Source organism: Kitasatospora sp. NPDC029367 (assembly GCF_055569135.1).
In genome coordinates this window covers 50,392-64,145 of record NZ_JBVHYH010000019.1, presented here as the reverse complement: position 1 = coordinate 64,145, position 13,754 = coordinate 50,392, and the positions used below count along the sequence as shown (strand labels likewise).

At 73.1% G+C, this 13,754-nt stretch carries 12 protein-coding genes; 6 read left to right on the top strand and 6 right to left on the bottom strand.

The window, feature by feature from the left end:
• Nucleotides 1-138 precede the first annotated feature (138 nt).
• Nucleotides 139-792 carry a LuxR C-terminal-related transcriptional regulator gene (locus ACZ4W5_RS13400; protein ID WP_465654313.1) on the bottom strand — a complete coding sequence of 218 codons (654 nt, stop codon included), beginning with the start codon at nt 790-792 and terminating at the stop codon, nt 139-141.
• Nucleotides 780-1,997 (bottom strand): sensor histidine kinase, encoded by a 1,218-nt coding sequence (locus ACZ4W5_RS13395; RefSeq protein WP_465654311.1) that lies wholly within the window; start codon nt 1,995-1,997, stop codon nt 780-782. The genes ACZ4W5_RS13400 and ACZ4W5_RS13395 overlap by 13 nt, the downstream gene beginning before the upstream one ends.
• Nucleotides 1,998-2,207: 210 nt before the next feature.
• On the opposite strand from ACZ4W5_RS13395, the gene ACZ4W5_RS13390 reads away from it, so the two are divergent.
• Both ACZ4W5_RS13390 and ACZ4W5_RS13385 read left to right on the top strand, forming a co-directional pair.
• Nucleotides 2,208-3,110: a CPBP family intramembrane glutamic endopeptidase gene (locus ACZ4W5_RS13390; protein ID WP_465654309.1), complete on the top strand. Its 903-nt coding sequence runs from the start codon at nt 2,208-2,210 to the stop codon at nt 3,108-3,110.
• A gap of 197 nt (nt 3,111-3,307) precedes the next feature.
• The gene (locus ACZ4W5_RS13385; protein ID WP_465654396.1) at nt 3,308-4,087 is read left to right on the top strand and encodes an alpha/beta fold hydrolase; all 780 of its coding nucleotides are present in this window, start codon (nt 3,308-3,310) and stop codon (nt 4,085-4,087) included.
• A 320-nt stretch (nt 4,088-4,407) separates the two neighbouring features.
• On the opposite strand, the gene ACZ4W5_RS13380 is transcribed toward ACZ4W5_RS13385, so the two are convergent.
• Together ACZ4W5_RS13380 and ACZ4W5_RS13375 are read right to left on the bottom strand one after the other, a co-directional pair.
• A complete protein-coding gene (locus ACZ4W5_RS13380) occupies nt 4,408-4,980 on the bottom strand; it encodes a peptidase inhibitor family I36 protein (RefSeq protein WP_465654307.1) in 573 nt (190 codons plus the stop codon).
• A 145-nt stretch (nt 4,981-5,125) separates the two neighbouring features.
• The gene (locus ACZ4W5_RS13375; RefSeq protein WP_465654305.1) at nt 5,126-6,145 is read right to left on the bottom strand and encodes a helix-turn-helix domain-containing protein; all 1,020 of its coding nucleotides are present in this window, start codon (nt 6,143-6,145) and stop codon (nt 5,126-5,128) included.
• 52 nt (nt 6,146-6,197) lie between these two features.
• On the opposite strand from ACZ4W5_RS13375, the gene ACZ4W5_RS13370 reads away from it, so the two are divergent.
• Both ACZ4W5_RS13370 and ACZ4W5_RS13365 read left to right on the top strand, forming a co-directional pair.
• On the top strand, nt 6,198-6,593 hold the full coding sequence (locus ACZ4W5_RS13370; protein ID WP_465654303.1) for a cupin domain-containing protein: 396 nt from the start codon (nt 6,198-6,200) through the stop codon (nt 6,591-6,593).
• A 120-nt stretch (nt 6,594-6,713) separates the two neighbouring features.
• Nucleotides 6,714-7,268 carry a hypothetical protein gene (locus ACZ4W5_RS13365; RefSeq protein ID WP_465654301.1) on the top strand — a complete coding sequence of 185 codons (555 nt, stop codon included), beginning with the start codon at nt 6,714-6,716 and terminating at the stop codon, nt 7,266-7,268.
• 85 nt (nt 7,269-7,353) lie between these two features.
• Here the strand turns inward: ACZ4W5_RS13365 and ACZ4W5_RS13360 are convergent, their stop codons facing one another.
• Nucleotides 7,354-8,595: a cytochrome P450 gene (locus ACZ4W5_RS13360; protein WP_465654299.1), complete on the bottom strand. Its 1,242-nt coding sequence runs from the start codon at nt 8,593-8,595 to the stop codon at nt 7,354-7,356.
• Between the two features lie 192 nt (nt 8,596-8,787).
• Here ACZ4W5_RS13360 and ACZ4W5_RS13355 point away from each other — a divergent pair, with 192 nt between their 5' ends.
• Together ACZ4W5_RS13355 and ACZ4W5_RS13350 are read left to right on the top strand one after the other, a co-directional pair.
• On the top strand, nt 8,788-9,429 hold the full coding sequence (locus ACZ4W5_RS13355) for a hypothetical protein (protein ID WP_465654297.1): 642 nt from the start codon (nt 8,788-8,790) through the stop codon (nt 9,427-9,429).
• A gap of 5 nt (nt 9,430-9,434) precedes the next feature.
• Complete coding sequence (locus ACZ4W5_RS13350) at nt 9,435-10,304, top strand: hypothetical protein (protein WP_465654295.1); 870 nt, start codon at nt 9,435-9,437, stop codon at nt 10,302-10,304.
• Nucleotides 10,305-10,399: 95 nt separating this feature from the next.
• Here ACZ4W5_RS13350 and ACZ4W5_RS13345 read toward each other — a convergent pair whose 3' ends face one another.
• Nucleotides 10,400-13,603, bottom strand: coding sequence for a M28 family peptidase (locus ACZ4W5_RS13345; protein ID WP_465654293.1), 3,204 nt, complete (start codon nt 13,601-13,603; stop codon nt 10,400-10,402).
• Nucleotides 13,604-13,754: the final 151 nt, after the last annotated feature.

Genomic DNA, 13,754 nt, shown 5'->3' with positions numbered 1-13,754 from the left:
AGCGGCTGGGCCCCACCCGGGGGCCCAGCCGCCTACCGCCTGCTGCCAACCGCAGCTAGGTCGGCCTCCACCACGGAGGCGCCGACACACAGCACCACGCAGTCTCGTCGAATGGTTCGACCCTCCTGGCCGACAGCCTCAGCGGGCGCGGCGCTGAGGAGCGCCGAGGTGGGTGAGGACGGCGAGGACGCGCCGGTCGCCGCTGTCCTCGGGCGGGAGGTCGAGTTTCAGGAAGATGTTCCCGACGTGCTTGTGCACGGCCCGCTCGGTGACCACGAGGCGATCGGCGATCTCGGAGTTCCCGTACCCCTGGGCCATCAGCGCGAGGACCTCGCGTTCGCGCTCGGTGAGCCGGGACAGCGGGTCGGTGCGCGTCGCGAGCAGCTGCCGGACCACGTCCGGGTCCAGCGCCGTGCCGCCGGCCGCCACCCGGTGGAGCGCGTCGAGGAAGTCGTCGACGCGGGCGACCCGGTCCTTGAGCAGGTAGCCGACGCCGGTGCCGTCGGCGAGCAGCTCGCGGGCGTAGGTGTCCTCGACGTACTGGGAGAGTACGAGGATCGGCAGCCCCGGGACGCGTTCCCGGGCGTGCAGCGCGGCCCTGATGCCCTCGTTGGTGAAGGAGGGTGGGAGCCGGACGTCCACCACGGCCACGTCCGGCCGGTGGGTGACGGCGGCCGTCAGGAAGGACCCGGCGTCCCCGGTAGTCGCCAGCACCTGGTTCCCCACGGCCTCCAGCAGGGCGGTGAGCCCCTGCGCGAGCAGCGCGTTGTCCTCGGCGATCACGATCCGCACGGGCACTCCACGGTGATCACGGTGGGGCCGCCGGCCGGGCTCCGGACCAGCAGGACGCCGTCGACCGCCTCGACGCGCTGCCGCACGCCGCGCAGTCCGGTGCCCTGTGGTCCGGTACCGCCGCCGCCCTCGGTCGCGCCGCCTCGACCGTTGTCGGTGATCTCCGCCCGCAGGGTGGCGCCCGTCCTGGCCAGGGTGACGGTCACGGCGCCGGCGTCGGCGTGCTTGGCCGCGTTGGTGAGTGCCTCGGTGACGGCGAAGTACACGGCGACCTCGATCTGGGCAGGTACGTCGCCGAGTTCACCGACCTCCAGGGTGGCGGGCACCGGGCAGCGGGCGACGACCGCCGAGACCGCGCCGGCCAGGCCCCGGTCGGCGAGGACCGGCGGGTAGACGGAACGCAGCACGTCGCGCAGCTCGGCCATCGCCTCCTCGGCGCCCTCCCTGGCCCGGGTCAGCAGCGGGCCCACCGCGGCGGGGTCGGAGCCCAGCGTCCGTTCGGCGAGGCCGAGTTGCATGGCGAGGGTGACCAGCCGGGCCTGGGTGCCGTCGTGCAGGTCCCGCTCGATGCGGCGCAGCTCGTTGCCGTGCGCGACGATCGCGCCGGCGCGGGTCCGGTCCAGCGTGGACACGCGCTCGGCGAGGACCGCGGCGGTCGAGGGGGCGAGCAGCCACCGGCTCAGCGCGGCCGCCGTCCTGGCGAGCAGGGGCGGGCCGAACAGGGCGAGCAGCACGCTCAGCAGGAACTGGGGAACCCCGGCGTAGAACGCGGACCCCCAGCTGTCGACCGGGACGTTAAGCATCGGCCGGATCGGATCGCCGGCGGGGAACAGCCACCACAGGGCGATGAGCGCGAGCACGACCGCCGGGAACAGGAACAGCGCCGTGCCGAGCAGCCCGAGCACGGTGCCGGCGACCGCCATGACGACCGCCCAGCGCAGGTCACGGCCGGTCGCCGGGTCGGCGAGGACCGTCGCCAGGCGCCTTCGCGGGTGCGGTCCGGCCGGTGCCGTGGAGCGGGCGGTGGAGCTCGTCGTGGAGCGCGCCGCAGAGCGTCCCAGCAGGGCGCGTTCGCCGTCGGCCAGCCACCGCAGCAGCCGGAGCTCGGGCGGCAGGACGAGCAGGCCCACGCCGACCAGGCAGAGCGCCGCCGAGTACAGGAGGACGGGCACCAGCACGAGCAAGGCCAGTCCGCGGACGAACACCGCAGCACAGTACCCGGCGGCACGGGCCGAACGCGCAGCGCCCGCCCGCGTCGCGCGTGTCACCCGCGACGCCCGCTTCGTCATCGAAGTGTCGTTCACGGCGGCCAGTCTCCCCTCCTCGGGCTCCCGGCGCAGTGGAGCGTGCTACACCATCGGTCGACGCGCCTGCACGATCGTCCCGGCCCGCTCGCGGTTCGTAGCGTCACGGCCATGAAACGCATGAAACACCTGGAACGAACGGACACTTCGGGCGGCTCACGCACCGAGCTGGTGCTCTTCCTGACGATCAGCTTCGTCGGCGCCTGGATCACCATGATCCCGCTCTGGCTGGACGGACTCCGCCGGACGAGCGCCGCGCAGGGGACGCCACGGCTGGCGGCGGTGTGCATGGTCCTGATGATGCTGGTGCCGGCCCTGACCGCCTTCGGCCTCACCGTGCGCGGCCGGGGCCCGCGCGAGGCCCTGCGGCTGCTCGGGCTCACCCGGTCCACCCCCTGGCGGCACGAACTCCGTTCCGTCTCCGTCGCGTTGGCGATCCCGCTCGGCCTCACCGCGGCCGGCCTGAGCGTCGCCACGCTCACCGGCTGGTACACCCCCGCGCACCTGCCCGGGCCCGGCACGGTCGTGCCGCTGGTGCTGAGCGCGCTGGTGTCCGTACCGCTGTACTTCGGCGAGGAACTCGGCTGGCAGGGCTACCTGTTGCCCCGGCTGCTGCGGTACGGCCGGACCCGCGGACTGCTGATCGGCGGCGCGATCTGGGGCGCCTGGCACGTCCCGATGACGGCGCTCGGCGGGAGCTACCCCGGGCATTCGGTACTGCTGGGCATACCCGTCGCGGTGGTGACGGCCATGCTGCTCGGTACGGTCATCGCCTCCATCCGGTTGTCGACCGGGTCGGTGTGGGCGGCCGTCGCTGCGCACCTGTCGCTCAACGAGTTCACGCTGCCGCTGACCCGCGAGGTCTCGGGCCGCATCGTCGACCCGCTGCTCGCCGGCCCGTTGAGCATCTCGACCTGGCCGGTGACCGCCCTCGTGGTGCTGGTCGGCTGGCTGGCCCACCGGCGGAGTGCCGGTCCGGGCGGCCGGGTGTTGCGGAACGGGCACCTCCGTTGAGCGGCGTCGGGCGGTGCGACATGATCGAGGTCCGCCCGATTCCCTGGAGGTACGACGTGACACGGCCCGAGCTGGCGTGGTCCGACGAGGCGCCGACCGACGCGGTACGGCCTGGTGCGGTACGGCCCGGTGCGGTACGGACCGAGGTGGCGAGGACGGAGGCGGCGAGGGCCGACGTCGGGTGGGCCGAGCGGCTGGTGGAGCGTGACGGTATTCGGCTCGTCTGCCGGGACTGGGGCGGGCCCGGCCGGCCCGTCGTGCTGCTGCACGGGCTCGCCGGCCACGCCGGTGAATGGGACGCGCTGGCGGCGGAGTTGAGCACCCGGTACCGGGTCGTCGCGGTCGACCAGCGCGGACACGGCGCGAGCGAGCGCCGCCCGCCGGAGGTCTCGCGTGCCGCCTACGTCGCCGATGTGGTGGCCGTCGTGGAGCAGTTGGGGCTGCGGCGCCCGGTCCTGGCCGGGCAGTCGCTGGGCGGGCACACGGCCATGCTGACCGCCGCCGCGCACCCCGGACTGGTCAGTGGCCTGGTGCTGGTGGAGGCCGGCCCGGGCGGGCCGAACCCGGACGTGGCCGTGGAGGTCGGCGGCTGGCTCGACTCCTGGCCGACGCCGTTCCCCGCCCGCGAGGCGGCCGTCGAGTTCCTCGGCGGCGGGCCGGTCGGCGCGGGCTGGGCGGCCGGACTGGAGGAACGCGGGGGCGGCTGGTGGCCGCGCTTCGAGCGGGAGGTGATGGTGGACTCACTGGCGGAGCTCACCCAGCGGTCCTACCTGGCGGAGTGGGCGCGGATCGCCTGCCCGACCCTGGTCGTGCTGGGCCAGTCCGGGTTCGTCCCGGCGGCGGAGGCCGAGGAGATGCTCCGGCGGGGCCCCGCCACCATGGCCGTCAGCATCCCCGGCACCGGCCATGACCTGCACCTGGAGCGGCCCGAGGCGCTGCACGGGGTGCTCGCGGAGTTCCTCGACGGTATCGGCTGAGAGGTCCGGCGGGCGGATGGAAACGGCACGGCGCTACTGGTTCGCGCTGCTGGTGTGCGGGGTGCTGCCGGCCGCGTCCGTCGGGCATCCGGCAGCTGCTGAACCTGGCGGTACCGGCCGCTGTGCTGCTCATCGCCGCGGGCGTCGCGTACGGCGTGGGCGTGGGCGTGGGCGTCGGCGGCCGCAGCCACGGCCGGGCCCCGGCTCGGTGAGAGTCGGGGCCCGGCCCTGCGACGGATCCGTCTCGTGAGCGCCTCAGGCGGCGGACCGTGGCCCGGTACGACCGGGCTGCGGCGGCGGCGCGCCCGACCGGTCACCTGTCAGCAGTTGACGACGCTGTGGACCGGGGACCAGTTGCCGTTCGGATCCTGGCTGTGGGCGGGGCCGGTGGAGAACACCCAGGCGCCGCTGGGGCCGTACATGCGGGCAACGGTGTTGGTGGTCTGGTTGTTGTCCCAGGAGCCGGGGCCGGACCAGGTGCTGAAGTAGTAGCGACCGCAGTTGTACATGTCGACCTCGTCACCGGAGTACCAGGTGCCGCGGTAGGCGCACATGTGCTTGTAGTCCGCTCCGCCGCCCGCACACGGGTCGTAGGCGAGGGCCCCGTCACCGGTGAGGTCGCGCGGGTGGTCCTCGCCGGGCACGGTCAAGTACACGGTGGCACCGTCGAGTTGGATCAGGTTGGGGGCGACTTGGGTGCCGCCGGTGGTGGCGAGGTAGCTGTCGGCCTTCTCCTGGAGGGAGGCGGCTTGGTCGGTGGTCAGTCCGGCGGCTCGGGCCTGGGCGGTGAAGGCGGCGGCGCCGGGGGCCGCGGTGGCCTGGCCGCCGCCGATTAGCGCTGTGAAGAACGCCAGGACGGCAGCGCTCAGTAACACCGTGATTCTGGATCGCATCGGGCGACTCCTCGTCAGAGTGGTGTTCGCAGCAGTGGACTGCTGACGGGATGGAGTCTTGTTGCGACGTTCCGTAGCGTCAATGTGGAGAATCAGCCATCATCATGTCCATGGCGAAATCACCTAAGGACCCGACGGCCCACCGTCAGCTCGGCTTCGCCTCCGGCCCGAACCGGTGCCGGTACGCCGACGGCGAGATGCCCGTCTCCCGGCGCACCAGCATCCGCAGGTTGGCGGCCGTGCCCAGCCCGCTGCGGCGCGCGACCACCTCCATCCGGGACTCGCCCCGCTCGATCAGCCGGCAGGCCAGGGCCACCCGTTCCCCGGTGAGCCAGGCCAGCGGCGTGGTGCCCAATTGGGCGCGGAACCGGCGGTGCAGCGTGGCCGGGCTGACCGCCGCGCGCGCCGCCAGCTCGGCGACGGTGAGCGGTGCGTCCAGCCGCTCCTGCGCCCAGGCCAGCAGCGGCGCCAGCGACTCGTCCGGCCGCTCGGGCACCGGCCGCTCCACGAACTGCCGCTGTCCGCCGTCCCGGTGGGCCGCGAAGACCAGTCGGCGGCTCACCGCGTTGGCGATCTCGGCGCCGTGGTCGCGGCGCACCACGTGCAGGCCCAGGTCGAGCGCGGCCGCGCTGCCCGCGGCCGTCAGGATGTCGCCGTCGTCCACGAACAGCACGTCCGGTTCGAGCCGGACGGACGGGAAGCGGGCCCGGAAGTCGTCCGCCCACTGCCAGTGCGCGGTGGCCCGCCGCCCGTCCAGGACCCCGGCCTCGGCCAGCGTGAAGGCGCCGCTGCAGAACCCGACCAGCCGCGCGCCCCGCGCGTGCGCCCGCCGGACGGCCTCCAGTACGGCGGGGCGGCGCGGCACCTCGACGTCGGGCCGGTTCGGGACGATCAGGGTGTCCGCCGTGTCGGCCGCCTCCAGGCCGGCGACCCCGGTGAGGGTGAAGAACCCGTCCCGCATCAGGGTGCTGGGCTCGGGGGAGCAGAGCCGGAAGTCGTACAGTTCACGGCCGACCTCCGGCCTGCGCAGGCCGAACACCTCGGTGGCGCAGCCGAGTTCGAAGGGGTTCGAGTTGGCGTCGACGATCACGACGACCCGGTGCGGGCCGGCCGTCGGGCCGGCCGTCGGGGAGTGCGGCGGAGGCTGCGAGGATCCTTGCGACATGTGCCATTTCTAGCACTCACGCCGGGCGGGCGGGGCGGCCCAGGATGGGCGCATGAGCAACCGACCCATCGCCCTCGACCAGGCCCTGGCCACCTTCGACGCCCTGTGGAGCCCCCGCATCGTCACCCGCGTCAACGACTACGACGTCCGGATCGCCAAGGTCCACGGCGAACACGTCTGGCACGCCCACGACGACACCGACGAGTTCTTCCTCGTCCTCGACGGCGAACTCCGCATCTCGCTGCGCGAATCCGGCGGCGAGCGCACCGTGCTGCTCCCGAAGGGCTCCGTCTTCACCGTCCCGCGCGGCACCGAGCACAGGCCGCAGGCCCCGAACGGCGCCGCGATCCTGATGTTCGAACCCACCGGCACGCCCACCGTCGGCGACCGCCACGACCCCGTCCCGGCCCACATCGACGCGACCACCGGTCACGCCCTGGACACCTGACGGCGCCGGAGCACCGGCCGACGGGCGCGGTAGCGTCGACCGCATGAGTGAACTCAGCGACTGGACCTACGTGGTGACGGACATCGAGGTGGACGGCCCCTGGGTGAGGATGATGAACCGATGGACTGTGTAGAGCTGAGGCGGCGCTTCCTGGGCGCCCGTGCTCTGCTCCTCCTGCCCGTGGCCGCGCTGCTTGCCTCCGGCTGCGCGTCGAACCAGGCCCGGGTGGACTCGGAGGACCGGCGGAGTGCCCCGGCTGCCACTGCTGCCGCTACGACCGTGGCGCAGATCCGCACCGATGTCGACCCGTTGAAGCGCCGCTTCCCGCAACTGGGCGAGCTGTCGGCGACGAAGTGGATCGGCCGGACACTGGGTAAGGACGGCGGTTCGGGGGTTCCCGGGCCGACCGACGTGAGCCTCGACGGTTTCGCCCAGATCGATCCCGCGACGCTCGCGAGCATCACCGGGGGCGGGACGTGGACGGAGCAGGGCATCGACTGTCCCGTTCCGGGCGCACTCGCCGCAGAGCTCGGTGACACCAAGTCGGCGTGGCTGCACAGCGAATCGTTCGACCGGACGGTCACGCAGAGCCAGTACTCGGGGAGCTTCTACTTCGACAAGCGGAACAGCCGGGTCTTCTTCTGCACGGTGAATCCGAAGTCCCGCCTGGACTGATCCGGCTCGACCGGCCGGGCCACTCCGTCGAGGCCGTGGCCGCTCCCGCTCCCGGGGGCGGCCACGGCCGTGCCGGGGAGCCGGGCTACCGGCGGAAGGCCGCGGGGGTCGGGCCGTTCGGGCGGACGGTGATGCTGTAGGCCGCCCCGCTCGGGCGGGAGTGGAACTCCAGCGGGCCCAGCGGGAGCAGGAGGTCCAGCAGGGCGGTGCTCTCCCGCAGGGCGAACTGGGTGCCCAGGCAGGCGCGGGCGCCGAGGCCGAAGGGGAGGTAGGCGCCGAGCTCGGTGGGGCGGGCGCCGCCGGGGGCGAAGCGGGTGGGGTCGAAGCGCTCCGGGGACGGCCACAGCGCCGGGTCGCGGTGGGTGAGGTAGGGGCAGACCAGCACGTCCGTCCCGGCGGCGATGTGGTGGCCGGCGATCACGTCGTCCTCGACGGCGTGCCGGGGGAGCAGCCAGGCGGAGGGGTAGAGCCGGAGGGTCTCGCTGACCAGCGCGTGCGGGTCGGCGTGCCGGGCGCCGGGGTTGTCGTCGAGCAGCAGGAACAGCCAGGTCAGCGTGGTGGCGGTGGTCTCGTGGCCCGCGACCAGCAGGGTGACCAGCTCGTCGCGGATCAACCGGTCGGTGTACTCGGGGTGTCGGTCGGCGGCGTCGAGCAGGACGCGCAGCACCCCCGGCTCCGGGAGGTCGGCGGCGGCGCGGGCCGCGTCGATCGCGGCCTGGGCGACGGCGTCGATCCGGGCGAGGTCCTCGGCGACGGTGTCCCGGGCGTCGGCGGCGTTGGTGGGCAGCTTCGGCATCGCGGCCACCACCCGCTCCACCGAGCGCAGTTCGGTGTCCGTACGGTCGTCGAGCGGCAGCCCGGTGAGCGCCCGCCAGACGGTGTCCAGGGCGAAGCCGCGCATCTCCTCGGCCACGTCGAAGGTCTCCCCGCTGCGCCGGTACCCCTCCCAGCGCTCGGCGGTGCGGCGCGCGGCGGCGGCGATCCGCTGCTCGTAGCGGCGCATCCCGGTGCCCGTGAACTGCGACTGCAACAGCCGCCGTTGGCGCTTCCAGGCCTCCCCGGTGGCGGACAGCACGCCGTCGCCGACCAGCATCCGGGCCCGGTGCGAACGCTTCACGTAGCGGTCGGGGTGCCGGCCCAGCACGTGCTGCACCGCGGCCGGATCGGTCACCAGCACGGTCGGCGTCGGCCCGAGCCGGAACGCGGCGATCCCGCCGACGCCGCGCTGCGCCCGGGCGAGCAGTTCGACCAGTTCCGCCTCCTCCGCCCGCCACTCCTCGACGGCCTCGGGGGCCAGTTCCGGCACGGGCACGGTGTCCGTGGTCACGGGTGATGTCCTTCCGCTCTACTGACGGGTCGTCCGTTTCGACTCTATGCCAGAGCGGAAGGGGGTCGGGCTGCACCGAACGGGTGACGGGCCCGACCGGGGGCCGCGCGGCAAGCGGGCCTGTCGTGTGCGAACGGGTACCGTGCGGCGGGGCCGTCAGGCCCCGGCTCACCGCGCTGATGGGAGAAACGGATGCCCGGGACCCGGCACATCGGAGGCAGCAGGACCGGTCGAGCGGCCCGATGGCTGGCAGCCGCCCTGCTCGTACCGGCCCTCGCGGCCTGCTCCGGCGGTGGCGGTGGCGGCGGTGGTGGTGGTGGCGGTGGTGGTGGCAGCACCGCATCGACCGGGCAGGGCGGAGGCGGCTCGACCGGCCAGAACGGCGGCACCGGCGGTACGGAGGACACCCGGACCACGGGCCGCGGGGGCGGCGGGGGGTTCGCGGACGCGGGTGAGGTGTCGGCGTCCGCCAGCGGCAGTGGCACCCTCGCCCAGGTGGGGCTGACGACCACGTCCACCACGACGTTCAAGGCCATCCTCAGCAAGGTCAATGACTGCAGTTCCGGAGCGCAGTACGCGACTCCGCTCAGCGCGGAAGTCACCGTGACCGGTGGCAGCAGCCCGCTGCAGTCGTTCACGCTGTCGTCCAGTAGCTCGGCCGACCGCCCGATCTGCCTGACCGTGACCATCGGGGGTGAGAGCAGGAAGATCAGGGCCAGTGGGACGATCCAGGGCACCGGCGAGACCGGCAACACCGGCAACACCGGTGGCACCAGCCAGAGCGGGGCCCCGACCGGCGGCGGCACGGGGGCCTCGACCGGGAGCACCCCCTGAGCACGGTGCCGGAGGGGTCCGCCGATCACGATGCCGAGCCGCCGGTCGACACCCGGTTCAACTGGGTCGGTGTGCTGACCTCGGTCGTCGCCCCGACCACCTTCGTCACCGCGCTGCTCTTCTTCCTCGGCTTCGCCTACACCGACTCCTTCTACCACTACTTCGGCCTGGACGCCGCCACGCTCGGCTTCTCGACGCCGGACTTCCTGGTCCGTGGTTCCCCCGCGCTGTTCGTCCCGGTCGGGGGCCTGCTGTTCGGGATGCTGCTCGTCGCGCTCGGCTACCACCTCGCGACCAGGCGGGGCGGCTCCGGCTGGGTCCGCCGGGTGTGCCTGGTGCTCGCGGTGGCCGTCGTTCCGCTGCTGGTGCTGGGCTTCCTCACCGGATTCGAGGCGGTGGACCTGGGCCCGGATGCCGCCCCGCTGTTCATCGGCGGCGCCCTGCTCCTCGCCCTGCTGGCCCGGATGCTCTTCGTGCGCACCACGGGAAGCCCGTACCCGCTCCGCGGTGAGCGCACCGCCGTCGCGGTGGTCGTGGCGATCGTCGTCCTGTGCTGTTTCTGGGCGGCCACCGGCTACGCCCACACCAAGGGGACCGAGGACGCCCGCAGGCTGGGCTCGCAGCTCGACGAGCGTCCGGCGATGATCGTGGACACCACGGAACCCCTCTACGTGACCTGGCCCGCGGTGCGGGAGGCCCCGTTGGCCGACGCCGGTCAGGGGCAGCGGTTCCATCACCGCTATCACGGGTTCCGACTGCTGGCGCAGTCCGGGAGCCGGATGTTCCTGATCCCGCGCGACTGGACCTGGGACACGGGCAACGTCCTGGTCCTGTCGCTCGACTCCGGCGTCCGGGTGGCCTTCCATCCGGGGTGAGGAACCGGAGGCGTACGGCTGCGCCGCGGTCCGTCCCCCTCGACGGATCGCGGCGCAGCGGTTCAGGGGCGGTCAGTCGGCGCGGCCCGGGCGGGTCACACCTCCTGCCAGAGGGCGGGCACGATCGGCGGCTCCCAGCCGACCTGGGCGGTGTGGCCCTGGAGGCAGCGGTAGCTGACGCCGTTGTAGGTGACGACGTCACCGGCCTGGTAGGTGGTGCCGGGGGTCCAGGCGTTGCCGGGGTCGGGGGTTCCGCTGCCGACGACCAGGGTGAAGCTGGTGGTGTGGGTGGCGGAGCCGGTTCCGGTGACGGTGATGCTGTAGGTGCCGGCCGCCGTGTTGGCCGCGGTGGCGACGGTCATGGAGGCGGAGGCGCCGGACTGGACGGAGGAGGGGTTGAAGGAGACGGTCACGCCGGCCGGGGCGCCGGAGGCGGTCAGGTTGACCGTCTGGGCGGAGCCGGAGGTGGTGGCGGTGGCGACGGTGGCCGTGGCGGAGGCGCCGGGCTTGACGGTGGCGGTGGCCGGGTTCACCGAGACGGAGAAGTCGTTGGCCGGGGTGGTGCCGCCGACCGAGGTCTTCCAGATGGTGTAGGCCACGCCGTTGGCGTTGCGCTTGAGCACGGTGGCGTCGACGTTGGAGGTGGTGTCGCAGGACTGGTGGTAGCAGGAGTCGTAGGACTGCCCGGCCGAGCCGCCCCACTTGGCGGCCTGCGCGGAGGTCTTGACGGCGCTGGCGCCGGCCGCGTAGCCGGAGGTCGGGATGCCGGCCTGCTGGAAGGAGTAGTCGTCGGAGCGGCCCTGGCCCTCGACGTTCTCCTCGGGCTGGAGGTTGAGCGAGTCCCAGTAGGCCTTCATCGGCGCGGAGGCCGCGGAGGTGAGGTTGTTGATGAAGTAGCCGGCGTTGGGCGAGCCGACCATGTCGAAGTTGTAGTAGGCCTTGATCGCGGAGCGCTGGGTGGAGCCCAGCTGGCCGACGTAGTACTGGGAGCCCTGGAGGCCCTGCTCCTCACCGGTCCACCAGGCGAAGCGGAGGTGCCGGGTGAGCGTGGGGTTCTGCTGGGCGAGCGCGAGGGCGTTCTCCAGCAGGACGGCGGAGCCGGAGCCGTTGTCGTTGATGCCGGGGCCGGCCGAGACGCTGTCCAGGTGGGCGCCGAGCATGGTGACCTGGTCGGACGGGCCGCCGGGCCAGTCGGCGATCAGGTTGTTGGACTGGTAGCTGCAGGAGGTGCAGGTCTGCTCGCTGACCTGGAAGCCGGCCGCCTGGAGCTTCCCCTTGATGTACGCCACGGACTGGGTGTGGCCGGCGCTGCCCGCCCGGCGGTTGCCGCCGTTCTGGTTGGCGATGGTGTTCAGCTGGGCCAGGTCGGCCTGGACCTTGGCCACGTCGATGTCCGGGGCGGGCCCGCCGGGCGTGCCGCCGCCGACGGTCAGGGTGTACTGGGCGGTGTGGGTGGCCGCGCCGGCGGTGCCGGTCACGGTGATCACGTAGGTGCCGGCGGGGGCGCCGGAGGAGGCGGACAGGGTCAGCGTCGCGGAGCCGCCGGTCTGCACGGAGGAGGGGCTGAGCGTCGCGGTGACCCCGGTCGGGGCGCCGGTGGCGGTCAGGTTGACGGTCTGCGCGGTGCCGGAGGTGACGGCGGTGGAGACCGTCGCGGTGGTCGACGAGCCGGGCTGGACGGAGCCGGCGGCCGGGCCGAGCGCGAGCGAGAAGTCGTTGTTGCCGGACGGCGTGCAGGTCGGGTCACCGCTCTGCGCGGGCACGCTGACGGCGTCCCAGGCGGCCTTGGTGCGGTTGTAGAAGGTGCAGCTCGGGTCGAGGTTCTTGGCCGCGGTCAGGGTGGTGGTGCGGTAGCGCTTGTAGGTCATGCCGCTGGTCTTGAGCAGCATGCCGCCGTACCAGACCTGGCCGGCCTGCTTGACGCCGATGCCGGTGACGCTGGAGTTGTTGCAGGTCGGGCTGTTGGGCTTGCCGCCGCCCGGGTTGGAGCCGTTGGACAGCAGGTAGAACCAGTGGTTCAGCGGTCCGGCGGCCGCGTGCACCTCGGTGCTCGGGATCGAGGAGGAGTAGCAGTTCGGGTCGTTGTTGACCAGCGAGGGCTGGTACAGGCTGCGGATCGGGCCCTGGCCGACCAGGTTGATCACGCGGCCGACCTGGTAGTCGGGGTAGTCGTACGGCGCGGGCTCGTTGTTGTACTCCTTGGTGAGCGCGCCGAAGATGTCGCCGGTGCCTTCGCCGAGGCCGTTCTCGTTGTTGGCGCCGCCGGGGGTGTACTGGTCGATGCCGTGGCCGAACTCGTGGCCGACGACGTCCTGGGCGGCTATCCACTCGCCGGCCTGGTTGTGGCCGATCGAGACGGAGCTGCCGTCCCAGTAGGCGTTGACGTCGTTGAGGCCCATCTTGATCGGCCAGCTGCGGCCGTTGCCGTCGTGGCCGTTGCGGCCGAGCCAGTCGCGGAGCATGTCCCATTCCTTCTGGGCCGCCCACATGGCGTCGCCGCAGCCGGTCTCCCGGCTGGACGGATTGCCGTTGCCCCAGGAGTCCGAGGACTTGGTGAACACCTGGCCGGTGTCGTTGTCGGAGCAGGACAGGCCGGGCCGGCTCGGGTCGCGCAGGGCGTACGAGCCGCCGGAGTTGGTGGTGCTGATGGTCAGCGGGCCGGGGCCGTTCCACTTGCTGTTGACGGTGCCGGCCCGGACGTCGTCGTAGCTGTCGACGACCTCGCCGGTGGCGGCGTCGACGAAGACGTGCAGGTGGCTGGGCGCGTTCTCGGTCCGGCCCTTGAGTACGGTCTCCCAGGCGAGCCGGCCGGCGCCGTCCTTGACCCGGACGACCAGGCGGCGGGACTCGACCTGGTCGACGACGGGCAGCTTGGTCCGCGCGGTCTTCTCCGCGTTGGCCGCGCTGATCTGCGGGGTGATCGAGCCGCCGACCGGCCCGGTGGCGGCCGACTGGAGGCCGCGCACGGTGCCCCTGCCGTCGGCGAGTACCACGGCGTCGCCGCCGACCACGGGCAGACCGCGGTAACTGCGTTCGTAGGAGACGGAGTAGAGGCCGTTCAGCCAGGGGGTGACGGCCTTGCGCTCGTAGGTCTCGCCCGGTCCCTTGGCCAGTGCGTCGGTGCCGGCTGCGGCGGCCGCGTCGGCGGCGTTCACGGCGGCGGCCAGGGCGCTGGGTGGTGCGGGGGAGGGGGTGGGCGCGGCGGTGGCCGTCCCGGCGGTGGCGCCGATCAGGCCCGCCAGTACGGTCAGGGTGGTCGCCGTGGTGAGCAACCGCCCTGGGGAAACTCTGCGTTGCATCGACGCTCCTCGCGAGTGGGGGTCCTCGACCGCGGACGGAAAGGGCTGGTGGCGCACCGCGGGCCGCTTCTGGGGGGACGGCCGTGCGGGCCGTCCGCGCTCGGGTGCCCGAACACTCACATGGCGTCATGCCCGGGTCAATGGCTGGTGC